This window comes from Pseudomonas sp. GW821-FHT01E05, from assembly GCF_059422425.1.
In genome coordinates this window covers 220,217-242,088 of record NZ_JBWKWW010000005.1, presented here as the reverse complement: position 1 = coordinate 242,088, position 21,872 = coordinate 220,217, and the positions used below count along the sequence as shown (strand labels likewise).

The 21,872-nt window shown below is 57.7% G+C and carries 18 protein-coding genes and 4 pseudogenes; 12 read left to right on the top strand and 10 right to left on the bottom strand.

The window, feature by feature from the left end; genetic code table 11:
• Positions 1–16 precede the first annotated feature (16 nt).
• Positions 17–1,696, bottom strand: coding sequence for a urocanate hydratase (hutU, locus tag AC07W5_RS12915; RefSeq protein WP_495011039.1), 1,680 nt, complete (start codon positions 1,694–1,696; stop codon positions 17–19).
• Between the two features lie 689 nt (positions 1,697–2,385).
• Positions 2,386–3,927, bottom strand: a complete 1,542-nt coding sequence (locus AC07W5_RS12910) for an HAL/PAL/TAL family ammonia-lyase (protein ID WP_495023533.1) — start codon at positions 3,925–3,927, stop codon at positions 2,386–2,388.
• 172 nt (positions 3,928–4,099) lie between these two features.
• Between AC07W5_RS12910 and AC07W5_RS12905 the strand changes: the two genes are divergently transcribed.
• Positions 4,100–5,050: a LysR substrate-binding domain-containing protein gene (locus tag AC07W5_RS12905; RefSeq protein WP_495023532.1), complete on the top strand. Its 951-nt coding sequence runs from the start codon at positions 4,100–4,102 to the stop codon at positions 5,048–5,050.
• Positions 5,051–5,173: 123 nt separating this feature from the next.
• On the opposite strand, the gene AC07W5_RS12900 is transcribed toward AC07W5_RS12905, so the two are convergent.
• Genes AC07W5_RS12900 through AC07W5_RS12890 form a run of 3 tightly spaced genes read right to left on the bottom strand, consistent with a single transcriptional unit; the run spans position 5,174 to position 8,220 of the window.
• Complete coding sequence (locus tag AC07W5_RS12900) at positions 5,174–5,524, bottom strand: RidA family protein (protein ID WP_494993193.1); 351 nt, start codon at positions 5,522–5,524, stop codon at positions 5,174–5,176.
• Positions 5,525–5,552: 28 nt separating this feature from the next.
• Complete coding sequence (locus AC07W5_RS12895) at positions 5,553–6,797, bottom strand: NAD(P)/FAD-dependent oxidoreductase (RefSeq protein WP_494993192.1); 1,245 nt, start codon at positions 6,795–6,797, stop codon at positions 5,553–5,555.
• 4 nt (positions 6,798–6,801) lie between these two features.
• Positions 6,802–8,220, bottom strand: coding sequence for an aminotransferase-like domain-containing protein (locus AC07W5_RS12890; protein WP_494993191.1), 1,419 nt, complete (start codon positions 8,218–8,220; stop codon positions 6,802–6,804).
• 348 nt (positions 8,221–8,568) lie between these two features.
• Between AC07W5_RS12890 and AC07W5_RS12885 the strand changes: the two genes are divergently transcribed.
• The 5 genes from AC07W5_RS12885 (at position 8,569) to AC07W5_RS12865 (ending at position 13,210) form a co-directional block, all read left to right on the top strand.
• Positions 8,569–10,002: an amino acid permease gene (locus AC07W5_RS12885; protein WP_494993190.1), complete on the top strand. Its 1,434-nt coding sequence runs from the start codon at positions 8,569–8,571 to the stop codon at positions 10,000–10,002.
• Positions 10,003–10,086: 84 nt separating this feature from the next.
• Positions 10,087–11,052, top strand: a complete 966-nt coding sequence (locus AC07W5_RS12880) for an ABC transporter substrate-binding protein (RefSeq protein ID WP_494993189.1) — start codon at positions 10,087–10,089, stop codon at positions 11,050–11,052.
• A gap of 48 nt (positions 11,053–11,100) precedes the next feature.
• On the top strand, positions 11,101–11,877 hold the full coding sequence (locus AC07W5_RS12875) for an amino acid ABC transporter ATP-binding protein (protein WP_493136926.1): 777 nt from the start codon (positions 11,101–11,103) through the stop codon (positions 11,875–11,877).
• A 3-nt stretch (positions 11,878–11,880) separates the two neighbouring features.
• Entirely contained in the window at positions 11,881–12,561 is a 681-nt protein-coding gene (locus tag AC07W5_RS12870) for an amino acid ABC transporter permease (RefSeq protein ID WP_493136927.1), read from the top strand.
• A gap of 1 nt (position 12,562) precedes the next feature.
• On the top strand, positions 12,563–13,210 hold the full coding sequence (locus AC07W5_RS12865; RefSeq protein WP_495023531.1) for an amino acid ABC transporter permease: 648 nt from the start codon (positions 12,563–12,565) through the stop codon (positions 13,208–13,210).
• A gap of 66 nt (positions 13,211–13,276) precedes the next feature.
• Here AC07W5_RS12865 and AC07W5_RS12860 read toward each other — a convergent pair whose 3' ends face one another.
• Complete coding sequence (locus tag AC07W5_RS12860; RefSeq protein ID WP_495023530.1) at positions 13,277–14,191, bottom strand: LysR substrate-binding domain-containing protein; 915 nt, start codon at positions 14,189–14,191, stop codon at positions 13,277–13,279.
• A gap of 109 nt (positions 14,192–14,300) precedes the next feature.
• Between AC07W5_RS12860 and AC07W5_RS12855 the strand changes: the two genes are divergently transcribed.
• From AC07W5_RS12855 to AC07W5_RS12840, 4 genes and pseudogenes are all read left to right on the top strand, one after another.
• Positions 14,301–15,113 carry a phytanoyl-CoA dioxygenase family protein gene (locus AC07W5_RS12855; protein WP_495023529.1) on the top strand — a complete coding sequence of 271 codons (813 nt, stop codon included), beginning with the start codon at positions 14,301–14,303 and terminating at the stop codon, positions 15,111–15,113.
• 87 nt (positions 15,114–15,200) lie between these two features.
• Positions 15,201–16,169: an ABC transporter substrate-binding protein gene (locus AC07W5_RS12850; RefSeq protein WP_494993185.1), complete on the top strand. Its 969-nt coding sequence runs from the start codon at positions 15,201–15,203 to the stop codon at positions 16,167–16,169.
• A gap of 138 nt (positions 16,170–16,307) precedes the next feature.
• Positions 16,308–16,721 (top strand): annotated as a pseudogene (locus AC07W5_RS12845) (alcohol dehydrogenase catalytic domain-containing protein); the annotation flags it as partial.
• 971 nt (positions 16,722–17,692) lie between these two features.
• Positions 17,693–17,905, top strand: a pseudogene (locus tag AC07W5_RS12840) (integrase arm-type DNA-binding domain-containing protein); the annotation flags it as partial.
• Here AC07W5_RS12840 and AC07W5_RS12835 read toward each other — a convergent pair.
• Positions 17,901–18,044, bottom strand: a pseudogene (locus AC07W5_RS12835) (LacI family DNA-binding transcriptional regulator); the annotation flags it as partial. The pseudogenes AC07W5_RS12840 and AC07W5_RS12835 sit on opposite strands and share 5 nt — an antisense overlap.
• 182 nt (positions 18,045–18,226) lie before the next feature.
• On the opposite strand from AC07W5_RS12835, the pseudogene AC07W5_RS12830 reads away from it, so the two are divergent.
• Positions 18,227–18,424 (top strand): annotated as a pseudogene (locus AC07W5_RS12830) (fatty acid desaturase); the annotation flags it as partial.
• Between the two features lie 90 nt (positions 18,425–18,514).
• Positions 18,515–19,441 carry a sugar ABC transporter substrate-binding protein gene (locus AC07W5_RS12825; protein ID WP_495023528.1) on the top strand — a complete coding sequence of 309 codons (927 nt, stop codon included), beginning with the start codon at positions 18,515–18,517 and terminating at the stop codon, positions 19,439–19,441.
• On the opposite strand, the gene AC07W5_RS12820 is transcribed toward AC07W5_RS12825, so the two are convergent.
• From AC07W5_RS12820 to AC07W5_RS12810, 3 genes are read right to left on the bottom strand one after another with little or no spacing between them, the layout of a single operon-like run.
• Positions 19,431–19,667 (bottom strand): TetR/AcrR family transcriptional regulator, encoded by a 237-nt coding sequence (locus AC07W5_RS12820; protein ID WP_495023527.1) that lies wholly within the window; start codon positions 19,665–19,667, stop codon positions 19,431–19,433. The two genes, AC07W5_RS12825 and AC07W5_RS12820, sit on opposite strands and share 11 nt — an antisense overlap.
• A 25-nt stretch (positions 19,668–19,692) precedes the next feature.
• Positions 19,693–20,454 (bottom strand): pentapeptide repeat-containing protein, encoded by a 762-nt coding sequence (locus AC07W5_RS12815; protein WP_495023526.1) that lies wholly within the window; start codon positions 20,452–20,454, stop codon positions 19,693–19,695.
• Positions 20,429–21,868 carry an efflux transporter outer membrane subunit gene (locus tag AC07W5_RS12810; protein ID WP_495023525.1) on the bottom strand — a complete coding sequence of 480 codons (1,440 nt, stop codon included), beginning with the start codon at positions 21,866–21,868 and terminating at the stop codon, positions 20,429–20,431. The genes AC07W5_RS12815 and AC07W5_RS12810 overlap by 26 nt, the downstream gene beginning before the upstream one ends.
• Between the last annotated feature and the right edge of the window lie 4 nt (positions 21,869–21,872).

The following is a 21,872-nucleotide window of genomic DNA, read 5'->3' as shown; positions in this document are numbered from 1 at the left end:
GCCCCTGACCGACAGATCAACCGGTGATCATCGGCAGGTTCAGGCCCTGCTCGTTGGCGCAGTCGATCGCGATCTGGTAACCGGCATCGGCGTGACGCATGACCCCGGTGGCCGGGTCGTTGTGCAGCACGCGAGCGATACGCTCGGCCGCTTCGTCCGTACCGTCGCAGACAATCACCATGCCCGAGTGCTGGGAGAAGCCCATGCCGACGCCGCCGCCGTGGTGCAGGGACACCCAGGTCGCGCCGCTCGCGGTGTTGAGCAGGGCGTTGAGCAGTGGCCAGTCGGACACGGCGTCGGAGCCATCCTGCATCGATTCGGTTTCGCGGTTCGGGCTGGCCACCGAACCGGAGTCCAGGTGGTCGCGGCCGATCACGATCGGTGCCGACAGCTCGCCGCTGCGAACCATTTCGTTGAACGCCAGACCGAGCTTGGCGCGCAGACCCAGGCCCACCCAGCAGATACGTGCCGGCAGACCCTGGAAGCTGATGCGCTCGCGCGCCATGTCCAGCCAGTTGTGCAGGTGGGCGTCGTCCGGGATCAGCTCTTTGACCTTGGCGTCGGTTTTGTAGATGTCTTCAGCATTGCCCGACAGTGCCGCCCAACGGAACGGGCCGATACCGCGGCAGAACAGCGGACGGATGTAAGCCGGTACGAAGCCCGGGAAGTCGAAGGCGTTCTCGACGCCTTCTTCTTGCGCCATCTGACGGATGTTGTTGCCGTAGTCGAAGGTCGGAATGCCCATTTTCTGGAAGTCGAGCATCGCTTTGACGTGCACGGCCATCGATTGCTTGGCGGCTTTGACCACGGCAGCCGGCTCGGTCTTGGCGCGAGCGCGGTATTCGTCCCAGGTCCAGCCAGCCGGCAGGTAGCCATTGAGCGGGTCGTGGGCGCTGGTCTGGTCGGTGACCATGTCCGGGCGCACGCCGCGCTTGACCAGTTCCGGCAGAATTTCAGCCGCGTTACCCAGCAGGGCGATGGAAATCGCCTTGCCTTCCCTGGTGTATTTGGCGATGCGGGCCAGCGCGTCGTCGAGGTCGGTGGCTTGCTCGTCGACATAACGGCTGTTCAAACGGAAATCGATGCTCACTTGTTGGCATTCGATGTTCAGCGAGCACGCGCCGGCCAGGGTAGCGGCCAGCGGTTGAGCGCCGCCCATGCCGCCCAGACCTGCGGTCAGGACCCAACGACCGGTGAGGTTGTCGTTGTAGTGTTGGCGACCGGCTTCGACGAAAGTTTCGTAGGTGCCCTGAACGATGCCCTGGCTGCCGATGTAGATCCAGCTGCCGGCAGTCATCTGGCCGTACATGGCCAGGCCTTTGGCGTCCAGTTCGTTGAAGTGTTCCCAGTTCGCCCAGTGCGGCACCAGGTTGGAGTTGGCGATCAGTACGCGCGGGGCGTTGCTGTGGGTCTTGAATACGCCGACCGGCTTGCCGGATTGCACCAGCAGGGTTTCGTCGTCATTCAGATTGGTCAGGCTTTCGACGATCTTGTCGTAGCACTCCCAGTTACGTGCCGCACGACCGATACCACCGTAAACCACCAGCTCCTTGGGGTTCTCGGCCACTTCCGGGTCGAGGTTGTTCATCAGCATCCGCAGCGGCGCTTCGGTCAACCAGCTCTTGGCGGTCAACTTGTTGCCGCGAGCAGCGCGGATTTCGACGTCACGGTATTTAGTAGGCTTATTCTCGGTCACGAAAAAAACTCCTCAGCGATCAATCCAAACTAACCCAGGCAGTGGGTAAGCCAGCCTGTGCGCATCGTTGCGCCACAAGCGAATCAATGGACGATGGTCGAGTCTTCGTGACTCATACTCATACGTCTTTACTTGTACATACAAGACTATGCAATCAAGCGGCCAACTTATTGGATAGTCGTTCAATAAAGTGTTGGATCTGGCTGAAAAGCCCTTGGGGCAAAGGTTTGCCGGGTATCGAATTTTTTCAGAGGGTTTTTGCGAAGGCGTGGTGGTTGTAACTTGAATATGGTTTTGCGCTACGTTGGGGCGTTCGGTAACAAGTTGGTGCGCTTTGGAAACGGCTTCAAGCCAGGGCCGAATCAGCTCTTTCAGACTGGATTTCCGGGCCGCTCACATTCAGCAATCGCGAGTACTTTGGTTTATGGCCAGTGAGCGGTTCGAGGCGGTCATCATGTCCAGGATTGGCACGGACACCGTAGCTATGTTTATCAGATGGGGGCAAAGCAGGTGAGGTTATCGACTTCCCGGATTTGCTGATTGATGACCATGTTGAGGAGGTGCCCCACATCGCTTCCGAAAACGCTGATACAGATCCAGGCTCGGCCCCAAGGCAATCCATCAGTCGTCGAAATGCAGAGAAACGCATACCCTTGACAACCAATGGACAGCCTTGGAGTACAACAAATTTACTTCAGGTTTTTCAGCACCGTGGCAAGTACTTCACCGCTACGTACCTGTTCGGTGACACTCATCATGTCCGAATAGAATGCACGATCATTGTCGGCGACCGGTACTCGGCTACGCACCAGATCATAAACTGCCTTGGTGACGCTGGAGGCCTTGTGCACATCATGGAAGTCCAAGGCCTGGCAACCCACCAGCAGTTCAATCGCCAGCACCGACTCCAGTTTTTCGGAAACCTTGTAAGCCTTGATGACGGCGTTGTAGGCGAGGCTGACCAGATCCTCCTGGTTGCCGCAGGTCGAGAAACTGTCGACAGAGGAGGGGAACGACAGCGTCTTCATTTCCGCGTACAGGCCAGCCGCCGTGTATTGAAGGATCATGTACCCGCTGTTAAGGCCCGGGTTGCGCACCAGGAACGCCGGCATTTCACTGAAGTGTGAATTGACCATCCGGTCGATACGGCGCTCGGAAATCTTCGCCAGGTTGGCCAGCGCCACGCACAACGTATCCGCTGACATGCCGATGTAGGTGCCGTCGAAGTTGGCGCCTGAAATGGCAATGCCGTCGCCGTCGTCAAGAGGGTAGATGACCGGGTTGTCGCCCGAGGAGTGAATTTCGTTCTCGATATTTTCGCGTGCGTGATCAATGAATTTTTTCGAAGCGCCATGCACCTGGGGAATGGCACGCAGGCTGTAGGCATCCTGAAGCCGGTAATCGATGTTTTCGGCGACCAGTTGGCTATCATGCAGCATCGCCTTTATATCCCTGGCGGTTTGCGCCTGTTCTTTGTGTGCTTTGACCGAATGATAGCGAGGGTCGAATGCGCGAATCGTGCCCTTCAACGCTTCAAGTGAAAGTGCTGCGGCGACATCGGCAAGAGATGCTGTCTGCATGGCATTGTAGAGCGCCAGAATAGCGATGGCGGTAACTGACGTGGTGCCATTGAGCAGGGCTAATCCTTCTTTGCACTGCAGGTCTGTCGGTTGCAGGCCGACCTGTTCAAGCGCGGTGGCGCCATCCACCCATTCGCCGCCATTGACCCTGGCTTTGCCTTCGCCCAGCAGGACCAAGGCCAGGTGCCCCTCGACGGCCAGATAGCCCACCGAACCCTCGCCAGGCGCAAACGGCACGACTTCGTTGTTGAGCAGAGCGGCAATCAGCTCCAGCAACTCCAGGCGCACCCCCGAAAAACCTTTGCCAAGGCTGATCAGAACCATCAACTGGATCGCACGAACCTGCTCACGCTTGAGCGGCTCGCCCACGGCGACGGCATGGGAGCGCACGATATTGACCTGGAGCTCCTTGGCATTCTGCGGAGAAATCACATGCCGAACGTTATCGCCGAACCCGGTGGTCACCCCATAGACCAGGCGATTTTCATCGAGGAAACGCTCCACCAGGCCACGGGACTTTTTCACGCGGTTCTTGTAGGTCTCGGAAAACGACACTTTGGCCGAATAACGGGCTACCGCGACAAACTCTTCGATGGAGGGCTCCCTATCGCCGAGGACTACCTGAGTGATCTGTTGAGGATGAGCTTTCATTGCGAACTCCCGAGAAACGAAATGATTGAGGGGGGGCTGGACCGGCCAGGCCATCGCTCGATTGAGCGTGGGAGAAGGCTAAAGCGGTTTTGATATGAAGAAAATATGGTAATTTCTGTCAGTTTTAATAGAATTTCTAAACATAAAATGCTTTCGAGACTTTCGCATCGCCATGAGTCGCTTACCTCCCTTACGAGCACTTCAAATATTTGAAACCGTCGGTCACTGCGGCGGTATATCCCAAGCCGCAAAGCGTTTGAACATCTCCGTGGGCGCGGTGAGTCAGCAGATGAAGTTGCTTGATGAAGCGCTGGGCATGAGCTTGACGGTCAAGGAGGGACAGCGCTTGCGGCTGAACGCCATTGGCCAGCGTTTTCATGCGCGGTGTTCTATAGCATTTGAAGAATTGAGAGCCGCTGTTTCCGAAGTAGAGCGTTCGAAAAACCCCAACAATTTGTATGTCAGTGGCCTGCCTTCTCTCATGACCAAGTGGCTGGCGCCTCTCACCTACGAATGGCAGCATGAGGATGGTGATCTCGACATCTATCTGGATGGCACGCTGGCGGATACTTCGGAGGAGGAAAACGCAGATTTTCGTATCGGCTATGGCGAACCCGGCCAATATGCCGGGCATAGCGTCGTACTGTTCCGCGATTGTGTGGTACCGGCATGCTCACCGACGCTTTTAGGCCATCCAGGCAATGTGGAGCATGCCGGTGACCTGCTCCAATACCCACTTATCCGTATCGATTCGCGGCCGAAATTTGACTCACCCCCCTCATGGGCCGAATGGTTTGAGCTGGGAGGCGCTGCCGTCGAGCAGACGATTGCCATACGTCGTAGCTTTTCTTCGTCCAGCATGGCTATTCAAGCCGCCATCGATCACCAAGGAATAGTGCTGGCGCAGTTTTCGATGATTGCCCGTGACATCGATGAAGGGCGCTTGATCATTCCCTGGCAGCGAGCCATGCCTCTTCCCTCTCCGTATTACCTGAGTTGGCACCCTAACACTCTGCAGAAAGCGCAATGTCGGGCATTTCAACGCTGGCTGATTGGCCGAGGGAGAGCACAAGAGGAAATTACTGACTCCTTGATAGCTGCGCAGCCCACTAGCAAGAAGTGATTCGCAACCACAGAGTGCTACCAGGTTTCGAGCTTTTGACAACCTGGGCCGGTTGCTGCCCGTCACTAAAGGCATCTATCGGCTGTACTTGACATTTGAAACGTATGAGAACGTCCTGAGAGTTCACTTCCTCGACGCGCAGACGATGACTTCCACCAACAACCGTGGGTCAGCCAGTTTCGCCTCGCCACAGGCACGAGCCGGGGCATGCCCCTTCGGTACCCAGGCGTCCCATACTGCGTTCATTGCGTCGAAGTCCGCCATGTCGGCCAGCCAGATGGTGGTTTGCAGCAAATGCTCCCGCGTCGAGCCAGCCTCTTTGAGCAAGGCATCAACCTGTGCCAAGGCATCGCGGGTCTGGTCGGCGACGTTGTGGTGGGTTTCGCCGACCTGACCGGCGAGGAACACGGTGTTGCCGTGAATGACAATTTGGCTCATGCGCTGATTGGTGTGTTTGCGTTCGATGGTTGGCATCAATTGCTCTCCTGTGGAATGGCGCGGTTTAGAAGCGTTGCACGGAAAAACTGTCCAGCCAGCCAGGTGCCTTGCCGGCGATGCAGTCCGCGACCAACTGGCCGGTCGCCCCGGCGAGGGTCAGGCCCAGGTGTTGATGGCCGAAGGCATAGATCAGTCGTGGTTCGTTCGGCGATGGGCCGATCACTGGCAACGAGTCGGGCAGGGACGGGCGGAACCCGAGCCACTTGCGGGCCACCGGTTCGGTCAGACCCATAACTCGGCGCACGTGTCGCTCCAGGTAATCGAAACGCTTGGGATTGGCCGGGTCATTGATCGAGCCGAGCTCCACTGTGCCCGCCACCCTCAGGCGGCCGGCCATGGGCGTCATGTAGAACGCACTTTCCACTGGGCAGCAGGGGCGGTTGAGCAGGGTGTCTTGCAGGTCGAATTCGATGTGATAGCCGCGCTCGGTATCTAGCGGGATGCGATCCCCGACCTGGCGTGCCAGCGCCGCGGACCAGGCGCCGCCGCACAGCACCACCCGGTCGGCGCGGTAGGTCTGGCCTTCGGCACTGAGCAGATGCAGGGCGTTACTCTGCCGTTGCACGTCAGTGATCGTCGCCTGATGCAGCGCCCCCTCGGCGATCAGCGGCGCCGCCAGCGCTTCAATGAAGGCTTGCGGATCATCCATATGGGACGACTCGGGAAACAGAATGCCGGCCACCGATTTGCCAGCAAGGGCTGGCTCCAGTTGTTCGACATCGGCCGCGCTCAATACCTGCTGCGCAATACCCAGAGAACGGCGCAGCTCGATGGCTGACTGCGCGCCGGCGAAACTTTGCTCGGTGCCGTAGGCATAAATGCAACCGTTGTGACGTAAATGCTGATCAGCCTGCGGGCAGTCGGCCAGCAACGGCGCATAACCGCTGTAGGTGTGCTGGAGTATTTTTGTCAGGGCCAGGGTATTGGCTTCGCAACGCGAAGCGCGACATTCATTGAGAAACCGTAACAGCCAGGGCATCAGCCGGGGCAGGCGTGCCCAGTTAATGACGAAGGGCGAGTCCGGTGAAAACAGCAGGGACGGAATCGCCTTCAGCAGCGATGGCTGGGCAATAGGCATCACGCCGTAAGGCGCGAGGGTACCGGCATTGCCGTAAGACGCGCCGCAGGCAATTGCGTCGCGCTCGAGCAACAGCACCTGATAACCCTGGCGGCGCAGCCAGAGTGCGGTGGCAACCCCGATAACGCCTGCGCCGATAACGGCAATTTCACAATGAACTGGCTGTGTCATGTCCTCAGATCCGGTTGTGCATATGGAGATGACCCTGGCGTGCCAGTTGGCTGATGACGCTCAAGGCTTTGATCAGCTGCTCGCGTGACAGGGCAGCTGAAATGTTGATCCGCACTGCTTGTGGCGAGAGCTCCGGGCGCAAGGTGAAGGCCCCACCAGCGAGCAGCACCACGCCGTGGTCCTGGCACAGGCGTGCGAAGCGCGAACCGGTCCAGGGTTCCGGCAGGACCAGCCAGGCATGGGTGCCGGTGGCGCTGTGCTGGAATTCCAGACCTTCAAGGTGAGTGGCGAGCAGCGCCTGGCGGATGCGCAGTTCTTCGCGTTGTTCCGAGACCAGGTGGTCGGCATGACCGTCCTCGATCAGCCGGGTGGCAATCAGCGCTGTCAGCGGCGAAGTACTCCAGCAGTCGATGCGCTGCATGGCGGCGATGTCTTGCACCAGCGGCTGAGGAGCCATGACGAAGCCCATGCGCAACCCCGGGGCGATGCATTTGGACAGTGCCGAAATGTAAATCGTCCGCTCCGGCATCAACGCCGCGAAGGCCGGGGGCGATTGATCCAGTAGCGGCCGATACACATCGTCTTCAATGACCAGCAGGTTGGTTTTCCGAATCACTGCTGCCAGTTCTTCGCGGCGCTCGGCGTCCAGAGTGATGGCGGTCGGGTTATGGATCGAGGGCACCAGAAACAACAGTCGTGGCTGATGTTCGGCGCAGGCCAGGCGCAAGGCTTCGGGTGAAATGCCGCGGGCATCGGCGTCGACCCCGATCAGGATCAGACCCAGCGAGCGACACAAAGCGTTGATGCCCTGATAGGTCACACTGTCGGCCAGCACGGTATCGCCGCTATTGGTCAGGCTGCGCAGGGTATTGGCGATGCCATGCTGGGCGCCTTCGACGATCAGCATCTGCGAGGCTTCGGCCTGTACGCCGGTGTGGCGCAACCACTGCGCTGCGGCTTCACGAGCCCAAAGCGGACCTTCGGACGGGTGATAGTCCTTCATGTCACCAAAGCGCGGGTCGCTGGAAAGACGCGGCAGCAACTGCGCCAGCACCCGATTAAAACCATCGGTTGCCGGACGATTGACGCTCAGGTCGACAGTGCCCGGGTCATTGCTCGGCGCCGACTGGAACTGCGCGGCTGGATGCCGAGGCAGGGCGACTTGCGTACCGCGACCCGGACGGCTTTCGACCAATCCTTTCTGCTGCAACACGGCCATGGCCTTGGTCACTGTGGTGATGTTCACCCCCAGTGCGCTGGCGAACTCGCGATGGGGCGGCAAACGCTCGCCCGGCTTGAGCTTGCCGTTGCCGATCGCCTCAGCCAGTGAGTCGGCCAATTGGGCGTAAAGGGTTTCGGCTTTGTCGCGCTGCAAAGCCGCATTGGCTTTCAGCTCGTCCAGCAGTTGTTCGAATTGACTCATGGTGCTTTATCCCTGCTTGTCATGCTTGTAGCAAGACAATAAGCAAATTTGTATTGCTTTTTATCTGATACAAAGCCCATTGACAAGCTAAAAAACCGTGATTAGTGTGTGAGTTGTAATGCTTGTCATGCAACACAATAAGAAAATGGCTGCCATGCTCAGCCCAATGGGTACGCACATGACTATCAAAACGTTCCAGCCGGGTTCGCCCTTCGCGCTCCGGCACCACCTACTCTGCAGCCCGTCAGCGGGCGGCACAGAGTATCCGGTGTGTTGTCCCCCTCGCGCAAAGTCTTCGATGAATTTATCCGGTCGATCGACCTCACCCAACAACGCGGAGGTCATCCAATGAACAACGCCCGGCAATCCGTTAAAAAATCAGGCGAACAGCGGCTGAGCGGGGCTCTGCGCCAACGCCATATCACGATGATTTCGCTCGGCGGGATCATCGGCGCAGGCCTGTTTGTCGGCAGTAGCGCAACGATTCAGGCCATTGGCCCGGCGGCATTTCTCAGTTATCTCGCTGCCGGCATCGTGGTGATGCTGGTCATGCGCATGCTCGGTGAAATGGCCGTGGCCTTGCCCGGTGTCGGCTCCTTTACCGAATACGCCCGAATCGGCCTGGGCAATTGGGTCGGGTTCACCAGTGGCTGGTTGTACTGGTACTTCTGGGTGATCGTGGTGGCGGTTGAAGCGGTGGTCGGTGCCAATATCCTCCAGCAATGGATACCGCTGCCGGCGTGGATGATCGGTCTGAGTCTGTTGGCGATCATGACCGCCATCAACTGTCTGTCGGTGAAGTCCTATGGTGAATTCGAGTACTGGTTCGCTTCATTGAAAGTCTTCGCGATCATCGTCTTCATCTTTGTGGTTGGCGCTTACCTCTTCGGTTTCGCCCCAAGCACCAGCGCGCTGCTGGGCAATCTGGTGAATGACCGCGGCTTCATGCCTTACGGCGTGAGTGCGATTCTGGCCGGTGTACCCACAGTTATTTTTGCGGTAGGCGGCGCCGAGATCGCGACCATTGCCGCCGCTGAGTCGGACGATCCATCGAAGAACGTGGCGAACATGACCCGTTCGGTAATCTTCCGGGTCATCACCTTTTATGTCGGTTCGATCTTCCTGATTGTCTGCGTGGTGCCCTGGGGGCAGATCGTCGCCGGCCATTCGCCGTTCGTGGCGGCGCTGGAGGTCATGCGCATTCCCGGCGCCGCGATGATCATGCAAGCGGTGGTGCTGGTAGCCGTGCTCTCGGCGCTGAACTCCGGGTTGTACGTGTCTTCGCGGATTCTCTTCGGCCTCAGTCAGCGCGGTGATGCACCGGCGAAACTGTCGACCCTCACCGGTCGCAAAGTACCAAGAGCGGCGGTGCTGCTGAGCAGTGTGATCGGCTACATCGCAATCATGGCCGCGATCATTTCTCCAGAGGGTGTGTTCCTGTTTCTGGTCAACGCTTCCGGTGCGGTGATGTTGTTCGTTTATCTGGCAGTGGCGCTGGCGCAGATCAAGGTTCGACGCCAGGTAGAAGCCACGGCGCCCGCGCGACTGACCCTCAAGATGTGGCTGTTTCCGTGGTTGTCCTATGCTGTGGTGGCAGTGATTGCGGGGGTTTTGGTAGCCATGGCTTTTCAAGAATCCTTGCGTACGCAGTTCCTCGCCAGCCTGGTCAGTCTTGGCGTGGTATCCGCGGCTTACCTGCTGCTCAAGCGTCGCCGGCAGCAAGCTGGCAAGCCCCACGTCAATGCCATCGACATTCTGGCGGGCTTGCCGACACGATCATGAAACCCAGGGAGATCGAGCCACGGACGGCGGTTGAGTTGTATGGCTTGTAATGGTCCAAAACAATAATTTGCCAATAGGTGATCTATGTCCGATTTCAAGTTTGATACTCAAGGTTTCTCCCGACGCGGGCTCCTCAAAGCCGCTGGCTATGGTTCATTGGCGGCCCTGTTGGGTAGCGTGATAGGCCCGATGCCGCTCGCATTCGCTGCCGGGCAACCGATCAAAACCGTGCGCCCCGGCTATCTGACCGCGGCCTGCCTGGGCGACATGCCTCTGGGGGCGCTGCGCGAAGGTACACCCGTGGGCACCGATCTGGAACTTATCAAGCTCATCGCCGACCGCCTCGAACTCAAGCTCGATGTCCTGACCATGGGTTTTCCAGCGGTGGTGGAAGCGGTGAGGTCGGGACGCGCCGACTGGTTCGGCGGCAACTTCGCCTGGAACCCGATGCGTTCGAAGATCCTGCTGTTGACCGACCCGGTGTTCTACACCGGTGCCTACGTGATCATGCGCGACAGCGAGCCGTTCGAAACCTCGATCACCGTGAACGATGTGAAGGGTCGCACCATCGGCGCCATTACCGGCTATTTCACCATCCCGGACATGAAGAAAATCGAGGGCGTGAAGGAGGTCAAACTCTACGACAATACCGACTCCTGCCTTCGAGACGTGCGCGCCGGACGGCTGGATTTTGCCGTGCTGGATGCCCCGACCATCGACTACATGATCCTTCAGGACCCCAGCCTCAAGCTCAAACAAATCCCCATGTCCTACGATGAAAAATTCCCCAGCCTGACCGCCAAGTTCGAGGCGATCTGGGGCGTTCATCCGCAGAACCAGGACTTGTTCGATGGCGTGAACCAGGGCCTGCGCTGGCTCAAGAGTACCGATCAGATCAAACCGATCCTCGCCAAGTACGGGATCAAGAACCCCGACTACCTCGTGCCTCCAGCCAAGGACCCGCGCATCGGCGTGGATCGGGACGAGAAGGGCAACCTCATCGGGCCGTTCGAGCATACGCCGCGAGATTTCAGTCAGGCCTTCGCCTGAGTCGACGTCGCGATCATAGTTTGCGTCATCCACTTACGGACATTGCTCATGGCTGAATCAACTCCACTGGTGCGGATCGAGGGGCTCTACAAGTCCTTCGGTAGCCTGGACGTTCTCAAAGGCATCGACCTCAACGTACAGCAGGGCCAGAAGATCTCGCTCATCGGGCCCAGCGGGTCGGGCAAGACCACCTTGCTGCGCTGCGTCAACTACCTCGAAGAGCCGACCAAAGGTGACATTTACATCGATAACGAACTGATCGGCCAGCGTTTGGTGGGCACACGAAAAGTGCCCATGAGCGATAAGGAGCTGGCGCGGATGCGCACCGAGATCGGCATGGTGTTCCAGCGTTTCAACCTGTTTCCTCACCTCTCGGTACTGGAAAACATCATCCTCGGCCCGCTCAAGGTGCAACAACGCAGTCGCGCCGAAGCGGTGGAACTTGCCGAGGATCTGCTGAACAAGGTGGGCATGTTCGCCAAGCGTGACGTGTACCCGGAACAGCTCTCGGGTGGGCAACAGCAGCGCATCGCCATCGCCCGGGCGCTGGCGATGCGACCCAAGCTGATGTTGTTCGACGAGGCCACTTCGGCGCTGGATCCGGAACTGGTGGGCGAAGTGCTGACCGTCATGCGCAAGCTGGCGGAGGAGGGCATGACGATGATTATCGTGACCCATGAAATGCATTTCGCCGAAAGCGTCTCCGATCAGGTGATCTTTATGGCCGACGGCAACATTGTCGAGCAAGGCCCGCCCCGGCAGATTTTCCGTGAGAGCCAGATCGAACGTACCCGCTCCTTCATCCGCGCCGTGCAGGAGCACTGATTGATGTTCGATTCCACCGCACTGAACAAAGCCATCGAGATGCTGCCGTACTTTTTGAATGTGCTGGGCATCGGGGCGCTGACCACCGTCGGTCTGACTGCCGCTGCGTTCGTTGTGGCTGCGCTGTTGGGGTTTTGCCTGGCGCTGATGCGGCTCTCGCGCAGCCGGGTGCTGAGCTTGATCGCCAGCGTGTACCTGGAGGTGTTTCGCAACGTACCGATCCTGACCCAGCTGTTCATTCTGTACTTCGGGCTCACCTACATCGGAATCACGTTGCCGGCGATTGGTGCGGCGATCATTGGTTTTGGTCTCAACGGTGCGGCGATTCTTTCGGAAGTGTTCCGTTCGAGCATCCGCACCATCGATCGTGGGCAAAGCGAAGCGGCGTTTTCCATCGGCATGACCCGCTCCCTGGCGATGCGCATCATCGTGCTGCCCCAAGCGTTCAAGGTCGCCATTCCAGGGATGGCCAATTTCGCCATTGGTCTGCTCAAGGACACGTCTCTGGCGTCAGCGGCGGCGGTGCCGGAGCTGACCTTCAAGGCGCGGATGCTGGTCAGCGAAACCTACCAGACCAACCTGATCTACTTCCTGTTGGCGATCATCTACCTGGTGTTAAGCCTGGTACTTTCCCACTGGGCAGCGCGGACCGAACGGCGGCTCAAAGTCGTCAAGGAGAATTGATATGGGCTATGGCGACCTGTGGGAAGCAACCCATGTCGAACTTCTTGCAGCGGCCTGGGCCACTCTTCAATTGGCATTCGGTGCGCTGGTCATTGGCTTGATCGTCGGTCTGCTGGTGGCGCTGGCGCGACTCTCGAGCAATCGGGCATTGCGGCGCGCGGCGCTGATCTACATCGAAGTGTTTCGCGGTACTCCGGCGCTGGTGCAGTTGTTCATCGTCTACTTCAGCCTGACCGAAATCGGCGTTCAGTTCAGCTCGTTCCAGGCAGCGATGATCGGGTTGGGGCTGAATGCTGCCGCCTACCTGTCGGAGATTTACCGTTCGGGTCTGGAGGCGGTGCCCAAGGGGCAGGTGGAGGCGGCGAAAGCGATTGGTATGCCTCATCTCAAGGTGTTGCGCTGGGTTGTGTTGCCCCAAGCCATTCGTATTGTGCTGGCGCCGATTGGCAATGTGGCGATCTCGCTGTTGAAAGATACCTCGGTTGCCTCGCTGATCGCGGCGCCGGATTTAATGCTGCGGGCTCAGGACTTGAGTAGCGTGTACTTCATGCCGCTGGAGATCTACATCCTCGTGGGCGCGATCTACTTTGCGCTGTGTTATCCGCTGTCACTCGGCGTGCGTTTACTGGAGCGCAAGACGAGGCATTGAACCAATGGCTCGTCCGGTTTTCATCCGGACGAGCAGTGCTGGATGCGGATGGCCCCTGCGGAATATTCAATTTGACGCAAACGGCAGTCGTTCCTTGAACCAGGTCACGGCTTGCATTTTGAACGCTTCAGCAGGTGGCGTTAAAGGGTAGCGCTGATCATAGGCTAAGACGATGCGCTGAGCGGGCAGCTCTTCCCGTATGGGGCGACAGACCAGAGGCTGACCATCGTAGCTATGGTCGCCGAAGGGTCTGGTATAGGTCAGCGCCACACCGAATCCGTTTGCAACAAGGCTGCGTTGAAACTCGAAGCTGTGTGTGCGCTGGACTCTGTCGGGCGCGAGTCCATAGAAGTTGAACAGGTCCAGCACGTGCTGCCAGCTATGAATTTGATCAGTCACCACCAGATTGCATTCGCTTAGCGCTGCCAGACTGACACGGGTCTCGTTTGCCAGCGGGTGATCAGCAGACAGTAGGGCATGGGCGGTCAGCTGGCATAGCTCTATGCATTCCATATTTGCCGGCAACCCCAGATCGTACGTCAACGCCAGCTCCAAAGTGCCCTCAGCGAGACGCTTGCCCAGATATTCGAACCCGCCTTCGCGCATATCGACAGTGACCTGAGGATAGTCTTGTTGGAGGCGTCTCAGAATCTGCGGCAGGCAATATGGAGCCAGGTCCTCGTAGCACCCCAGTACCAGTTCCCCGGCAAACTCGCTGCTATTGCTCCCGATATCCGAAAAGGTCCGAGCCTCGGCCAAGACGCGTTTTGCCTGAGCCATCACCGTGCGGCCGAAGGGCGTCAGGGACACGCCAAGCCCGCGCTGGCGAACAAAGAGTGGTTGGCCGAAAAGGGTCTCCAATTCGGTAATGGCCGTGGATATCGATGGCTGGGAAACGTGCAACTCTTCGGCAGCCAGCGTGAGATTGCTGTGTTTGGCTGCAGCGAGTGCGTAACGGAGTTGTCGCAGGCTGAACTTCATAAGATTTTCTTGGGTGATAAATCAATACATATTATTTTATCATTGTTGAGTGTCATGAAATATTTGTCCCGCGCCCACCTTTATTTTTTGCTTCTGGGAGTTTCAGGTCATGACACACAGCTCATACACCATTAATGAAAAAGACATCGAGGCCTTTCAGCGCGATGGAGCGGTCTGCCTGCGCGGCATTTTCAGTGGCTGGATCGAGACCATCGCCGCCGGTATTGAACGTAACCTCGCCGAGCCGGGCGTTTATGCCAGTAAATACGTCGAGAAGGATGACAAGCCGGGCGGCTTTTTCGATGACTATTGCAACTGGCAGCGTGTTCCAGAGTTTCGTGCAATGGTGGAGCAGTCACCTGCCGCCTCCGTCGCTGCGGCGGTCATGCGTTCGCGTTCGGCGCAGTTCTTCCATGATCATGTGTTGGTTAAGGAGCCGGGTGCGCAGAAAGCCACGCCTTGGCATCAAGACATCCCCTACTACTTCGTCGAAGGCAACCAGAACGTCAGTTTCTGGATACCTGTGGACCCGGTACGCGAGTCGACGCTGCGACTTCTTGCAGGCTCACATCGGTGGGAGAAAGGGATAAAACCCGTCCACTGGGCCGATCAAAGCGATTTTTACAGGGACGCAGACGGATTCCGGGACGCGCCCAATCCCGACACGGAAGAGGGCATGCACGTACTGGAGTGGGAGATGCAACCTGGCGATGCGGTGCTGTTCGATTTTCGGACGGTACATGGCGCCAGAGGCAATGCGTCAGCGCAGCGTCGACGTGTGTTGTCGCTTCGCTGGCTGGGCGACGATATACGTTACATCGAGCGTCCAGGACGGACCTCTCCACCGTATCCAGGGCATGCGATGCAGACCGGTCAGAGACTGCGCGAAGATTGGTTCCCGACGATACATCAAGGAGCTTGAGTTTCACGTTGATGACAGATGTTTGCCACTGACGTGGCGAACACTTGCACTGCCATAACCCTGTTCACTGTGTTGGAGCGTGCGATTGTGAAAATCAAAAAAAGTCTGGTAGTCCCTTTGCTTTCCGTTGGTCTGTTGGCTGGTAGTGCTGCGAGCCAGGCCGCCAGTTGGTGCGAGTCGGGTAAACCGGTGAAATTCGCCGGGCTCAATTGGGAAAGCGGCATGTTGCTCACCGACGTGTTGCAGATAGTGCTCAAGGATGGCTACGGCTGTGATATCGATACGTTGCCGGGCAATTCCATCACCATGGAGAACGCCTTGAGCAGCAACGACATTCAAGTGTTAGCTGAAGAGTGGGTCGGTCGAAGTGAGGTCTGGAACAAGGCAGCCAATACCGGAAAGGTAGTGGGTGTCGGCGCACCGATTATCGGTGCAGCCGAAGGCTGGTATGTGCCGCGTTATGTGGTCGAGGGTGATGTTAAACGCAACCTCAAGCCCAAGGCACCCGACCTGAAAAAAATCGCCGATTTGACCCAATACGCTGGACTCTTCAAGGATCAGGAAGAGCCGAACAAGGGCCGTTTTTACAACTGCCCGGCCGGCTGGACCTGCGAACTGGAAAACAGTGAAATGCTTAAAAGTTACGGCCTCGAAGCGAGCTACACCAACTTCCGCCCAGGTACCGGCCCGGCCCTGGATGCCGCAGTCCTGTCGAGCTACAAGCGTGGCGAGCCTATTCTGTTCTACTACTGGTCGCCGACGCCGCTGATGGGGCAAGTTGATCTGGTCAAGCTGGAAGAGAAGCCAGGCATCGACAAAAAGATCAGCATCAAAGTGGGTCTGTCCAGCGTCTTCCATCAGCAGGCGCCAGAACTGGTTACGGTGCTGGAGAAGGTCAATCTGCCGATCGACCTGTTAAATCAGAACTTGGCTCGGATGACCAAGGAGCACATTGATTCTCCCAAGCTGGCCAAAATTTTCTTCAAAGAGCACCCGGAAATCTGGCACACCTGGGTAAGTGAAGCTGCTGCGAAAAAAATCGACGCAACGCTCTAGCTCGCTATAGGGGCATGGATGCCCTGTCTCTTACCATCGTTGCAGCATCACTTTGCGTGATCCCCGTCAGCACAATCCCATTCATGTTCTTTCTTCGCCCAATTGCGAAGTGCCCCTTGGCACCCAGGAATAAAGATAATAATCAAATCGCGAGCCGCCGTAGCCTTCGCGGCCAACCAGCCTCTGCAAATCGTTGAAGTCAATTTGGCGCCTCCGCAAGCCGGTGAGGTGCTGGTCCGCATTATCGCAACCGGTGTCTGCCATACCGACGCCTTTACCCTGTCCGGCGCCGATCCGGATGGTATCTTTCCGGCTATCCTCGGTCACGAGGGCGGCGGTGTCGTCGAGGCCATTGGCGAGGACGTTACCTCCGTAGCGGTGGGCGATCACGTGATCCCGCTCTACACCCCGGAATGCGGCAAGTGCAAATCCTGCATGTCCGGGAAGACCAATCTCTGCCAGAAAATTCGTGCGACTCAGGGCAAAGGGCTGATGCCTGACGGTACCAGCCGCTTTTCCTACAAGGGCCAACCCATATTCCACGATGAAGGGCAGGATCACCGCCAGCAGCGTGCAAGTACCGAGCATCCACAGTTCGAAGCGACGGACCGAGAGCGTAATGGCAAACCACGCCGAAAATGGCATGGCAATCAATTCCCCGGCGCTGTACACCGTGGTCAGCCAGGAGGCGTCGTCGAGGCCAAAACCGAGTGCACCGCGCACATCTGCCAGCGCTAATGCGCCGACGCGGCTGTTCAACCCCGCCATCATGGCCGCGAGGAAAATGCCAGCGAGACCTGCCATGGGGCGTTTCGAGGGCCTGGCCAAGGGCGCTCCGGTAGCAGGGAGGTCCGCAGGCGACAATGTGGCGCTACTCATTACCGGAAGTTTGCTTGTCAGCCGGACCGAATGCTTTGCCGACGCCTAGGGTTTCTATTGAGTTTTGTTTGGATATTTGTCCAGGAGCCCGTGTCGTTATCGTGTTTTAAATGACGTAAGACCCTTGCGGTGGACGTGAAATGTATTTTTGGTGAGGACTCATCTCCTGTTGATTCTGTGCAATTGACACCGCCAGGTTGATAATCGGGCGTCCGGGTGGCTATGGGTAGAATCCAATAGCGTGGCTTGGGATCACTCCTTTTTTGTTCTTGATACACCCAAAAAACAAGTCCAGAATTGAGTCTTTTCCTGCTTCAGGAATAACAGAAACCCCTTGGATTTCAATGGGCCGGACGCCAGATGCGAGTCTCGTTTCCCACTCCAGGATTTACAAAAACGCCACTCAATAGAGTGGCGTTTTTGTGTGCGCATGATTTGTGTCTGGCATTGAGAAAAGAGGCTTTGGCCTAATACTAGTCAGTCATGAAAACCAGATGACTGCGCAAATCCTGTAGCCGCTGCCGACAGGCTGCGCTCGAGCGCGAAGCGGTCGTGCTTTTGGCTGCGAAAGATCCTTCGGAGCTCTCGCAAGAAGGTCCTTCGGACCTTGGCGCAGCCTTCGGCAGCGGCTACAAGACACCTGCAAGCCCCAAATCAGCCTCAAAGAAGCGCGTATCCGTCGTGATGAGGCACGTGCCTTGGTTGCCCAAGGCATCAATCCCTATGAGCACCGTAAACAGCAACGCCGTGCTGTTCGTAGCGCGGCAGAGCATACCTTCGAAGCGGTGTTCAATCAGTGGGTCGAGTTCCGCAGGCTGAGCCTGAAGGAAGGCCGCCGGAGCACGCTCTCGCAACTGCCTTGGTTGCCTGGAACACTCGCTCGGCGGTTTGCGGATTGACCGGGGCACGGGTGTTGAACACCCGGTCGACGGTCGCGACACTCAGGCCGGCCTGCTCGGCGACGGTCGTGATGGTGGGACGTGTGCGCCTGTTCATGGCGAGCCCCAGGAGTGCCTTGATAGAAAACTATCAAGCTCTATAGGGGCCGGATGAAAGCTTGATAGGGAATCGGTGCAAGGGATTGAGTGCAATTTCCCGGTCCCCTATATTTTCTCCAGCGATGTGATTCCACATCCATGCAAGCGCCTGAAACCATCAAGCTTGCGGAGAATAAGAACATGTCCGAACCCGGTCTGGCTTTTGTACATGTCATCCAGCCTTTATCCCGTGACTACCGATTGACCGGTCCCGAAGCCGCCCGAGCGGCGGAAAAAAGCCTGGTATCGGCCCACTGGTATCAATCGGCGCTACTGCGCAAACGCCTCAAGGAACTGATGCGGCGCCGTGATGGCCCGGGTTTGCGCGACACTGCGATCTGATAAATACCCCCGATAGCCTCTTTTTTATTGCGCTCTAATTGTTTTGATAACGTACAAACACCAACAATAAAAATAGGAGTTGTAAATATGCATATCAAGTCTCGCGTGCTGGCTTCTGCGATGTTGCTGCTGATGAGTACTTCTGTGCTGGCTGAGCTCAGAATCGGTGTCAGTATGCCGACATTTGATGATACTTATCTAACGGCCTTGCGAAATTATTTAAGCAGTCGGGCCAAAAAGGAAGGGGTGGATCTACAGTTTGAAGATGCACGGAATGACGTAGTCAAACAATTAAACCAGGTTCAGAGCTTCATTAGCCAGAAAGTCGATGCCGTCATAGTCAATCCGGTGGATACCGGTGCCACGGACGCCATTACTGAATCGGCCGTCAAAGCAGGAATTCCGTTGGTTTACCTTAACCGGAGACCCGATAAGCCTCAGCTGCCTGACGGCGTAGTAACAGTGACCTCTGATGACAAGGAGTCTGGGAGAATGCAAGCGCAATTCTTGGCTCAGAAGCTGGATGGCAAAGGTCGAGTGGCCATTTTGTTGGGGGACTTGGCCAACAATGCGACTCACAGTCGTACGGCTGGTTTTAAGGAGGTCCTGGCCAAGTATCCGAATATTAATTTAGTCGAGGAGCAGAGTGGTTCCTGGCTCCGTGAAAAGGGTATGGATATTACAAATAATTGGTTGGTGGCCGGTAAAAAAATTGACGCGATTTTATCAAATAACGATGAAATGGCGATTGGGGCGGCTATGGCACTACGTCAATCAGGCATAAAGGAAGTTTTTGTTGGAGGGGTTGACGGTACTCCCGACGGGTTGGCCGCGATTCAACGAGGCCTTATGACGGTATCCGTATTCCAGGATGCTAGAGGTCAATCAGAAGGTGCTCTGGAGGCCGCCATAAAAATGATTGATAAAAAAACAGTTGAACAGAGTTTGTTTATTCCCTATCGCCTTATCACAGCCGAGAATGTTGCGGAATTTCAACGGCTAACTAATAACTAGAATTGTCCATTGACTGGATAGGGTTTCGAAGGTCTTGGAGTGCAAGTTTGTCGGCATCGCGCAGGATGTCCAGCATGATTTCCTGCTTGTTGCCGAAGTACTTGAAGACCTCGGACACCAAGACCCCAGTCTGGTTGGCGATCCGTTCTTTGGTGTTTTGGAAACCCTGACGCTCGAACAATTCGATCGCCGCTTGACTGTGGGTTGCCAGCGGCTCAATTCCCATGAGTAATGTAAACGACAGAGCCGCGCTACAACACTGTCAGGCCTAACCCTGATAGCAGCATCGCCGCCTGGCTTTTCGAGATAATCGCGCCCTTGAACATCTTCGCATCGACAAGGCGCAGTCCATCCAGACTCGCCTCCCGCAAATCAGCCTGGTCAAAGCGAGCATTATTGACCCGAGCCAACGACAAGCTTCCCCCCTCAAGAAAGACGGCATGACGAAAGTCGCAGTCACTCAGGTCGGCGTCGGCAAAGTCGAGGCCACGCAACTGCGATTTGTAGAATGAAAGGCCAGACAGGCAGGCGCTGCGCAGCACTGAATCGGAAAAACTCAAACCCAGGGTAGAGGTATCAATGAAATTGGCGCCTGTCAGCTTGCAGCCGTCAAAGGATGCGTGAGCCAGCTTGCTGCGCTGCCACTGGGTATTGTTCAGATCGGAGCTAACGAATTTTGCATCGACCAAGGTTGCCGAACGAAATATCGCGTGTGCTGCTCGGCAATTCAACCACTCGGTATTATCAAGTTTCGCAGCGGTCAGATTGCTGCCCGGGAAGAAGCAGCGTTCGAAGCGTGCACCTTGCAGGTTGACCCGAGACAGCTCCTGTCCATTGAAGTCGACACCGCTGAACCAGAGGGGCAGGGGCTGCCCCTGGACCAACGCCGCTAGAGAAGTTGCGTCGAGCTCGCTGGGACCGATCTTCAGATAATCACTTTCAGTGTGCATTGACCCTCCTGGGGTGGTCGACGATAAGCGGCTGGGCTCAGTTATTGCGATTTTCGGCTGCATCGACGCGCCATCCACCGCCCAGGCTTTTGAACAGGTTAGTCAGTGCGATCTGCCGTTCGGTGCTGACCTGAATCAGCGTGGACTGATCGCTGAAGGCGCTGCGCTGGGCATCCAGGTAACGCAGGTGGGTGTCCAGGCCACCTTCGTAACGGGCCCTGGCCAGTTTCAGCGCTTCCTGGCTGGAGTCGGCCAAGGCCCGGCGGGCGACTTCCTCGCGGCGCAGCGTGTCGGTGGCGGCGAGGCTGTCGGCGACCTCGCGGAAAGCGTTCTGGATAGTGCCTTCGTAGTTGGCCACTGCCGAATCCTTGCGCACCTTGGCCAGGTCCAGACTGGCGCGGTTACGCCCACCGACGAAAATCGGCAGCGACAGGCTCGGGGCAAAGGTCCAGGCGTTCGAGCCGCCGTCGAACAGGCCGGACAACTCCTTGCTGGAACTGCCGACCGAGCCAGTCAGTGACAGGCGCGGGAAGAAGGCTGCCCTGGCGGCACCGATATCGGCATTGCGCGCCCTGAGTTGGTGTTCGCTGGCGAGGATATCCGGGCGCCGTTCGATCAGCGTCGACGAGGTGCCGGGTTCAATGTCCTGCACCACCAACAGCTCATCCTGCGGTCTGGCGGGAAGGTAACTCGCTGCATCCTGGGTCCCGATCAACAGTTGCAGGGCATGCCCGGCCTGGCGCAGCTCTCGATCGGTGCTCTCCAGTTCGGCCCGGGCCTGTTCGGTCAGCCCCAGGGCCTCTTGATAATCCAGTGCAGTGGCGGTGCCGGCCTTGCGTCGCTGGGTCACCAGTTCCAGCGAGGCCATGCGCGTCTCCAGGGTCTGTCGGGTAAGTGCCAGGCGCCGTTGTGCGCCGTCACGGGTCAAGTAGGCCTGGGTGACTTCGGCCACCAGGGCGATCTGTGTGCCACGTGTTGCTTCTGCGGTCGCGAGGTACTGTTCCAGCGCCGCGTCGGACAGGTTGCGCACTCGACCGAACAGATCGAGCTCGAACTCGCTCAGCCCAAGGCCGACCTGATAAGTGCTGTTGACCTGCGGGTTGCCTGTGGTTGAAAGGTCACCGGGCAGGCGCTGGCGATTGCCGCTGGCGATCGCGTTGAGCGACGGTACTCGGTCGGCGCGCTGGATCCGGTACTGGGCGCGCGCCGCGTCGATGTCCAGCAGCGCCTGGCGCAGGCTGCGATTGTTATCCAGGGCGGCCGTCACGGCCCGGCGCAGCTGTGGGTCGACGATAAAGGCTTGCCAGTTCAGGGTGTCGGCATCGACGGCGGCGGTGCCGGGCGTTTGCGCCGCGGCGTCGCTCCATTGCACCGCAACCGGTGATTCGGGCCGTTGGTAATCAGGGGCCAGCGAGCAGCCCCCCAGTACGACGCTCAGTGTCGCTACGGTGGACCAGCGGAAGTTATTCGACTGCATGGGG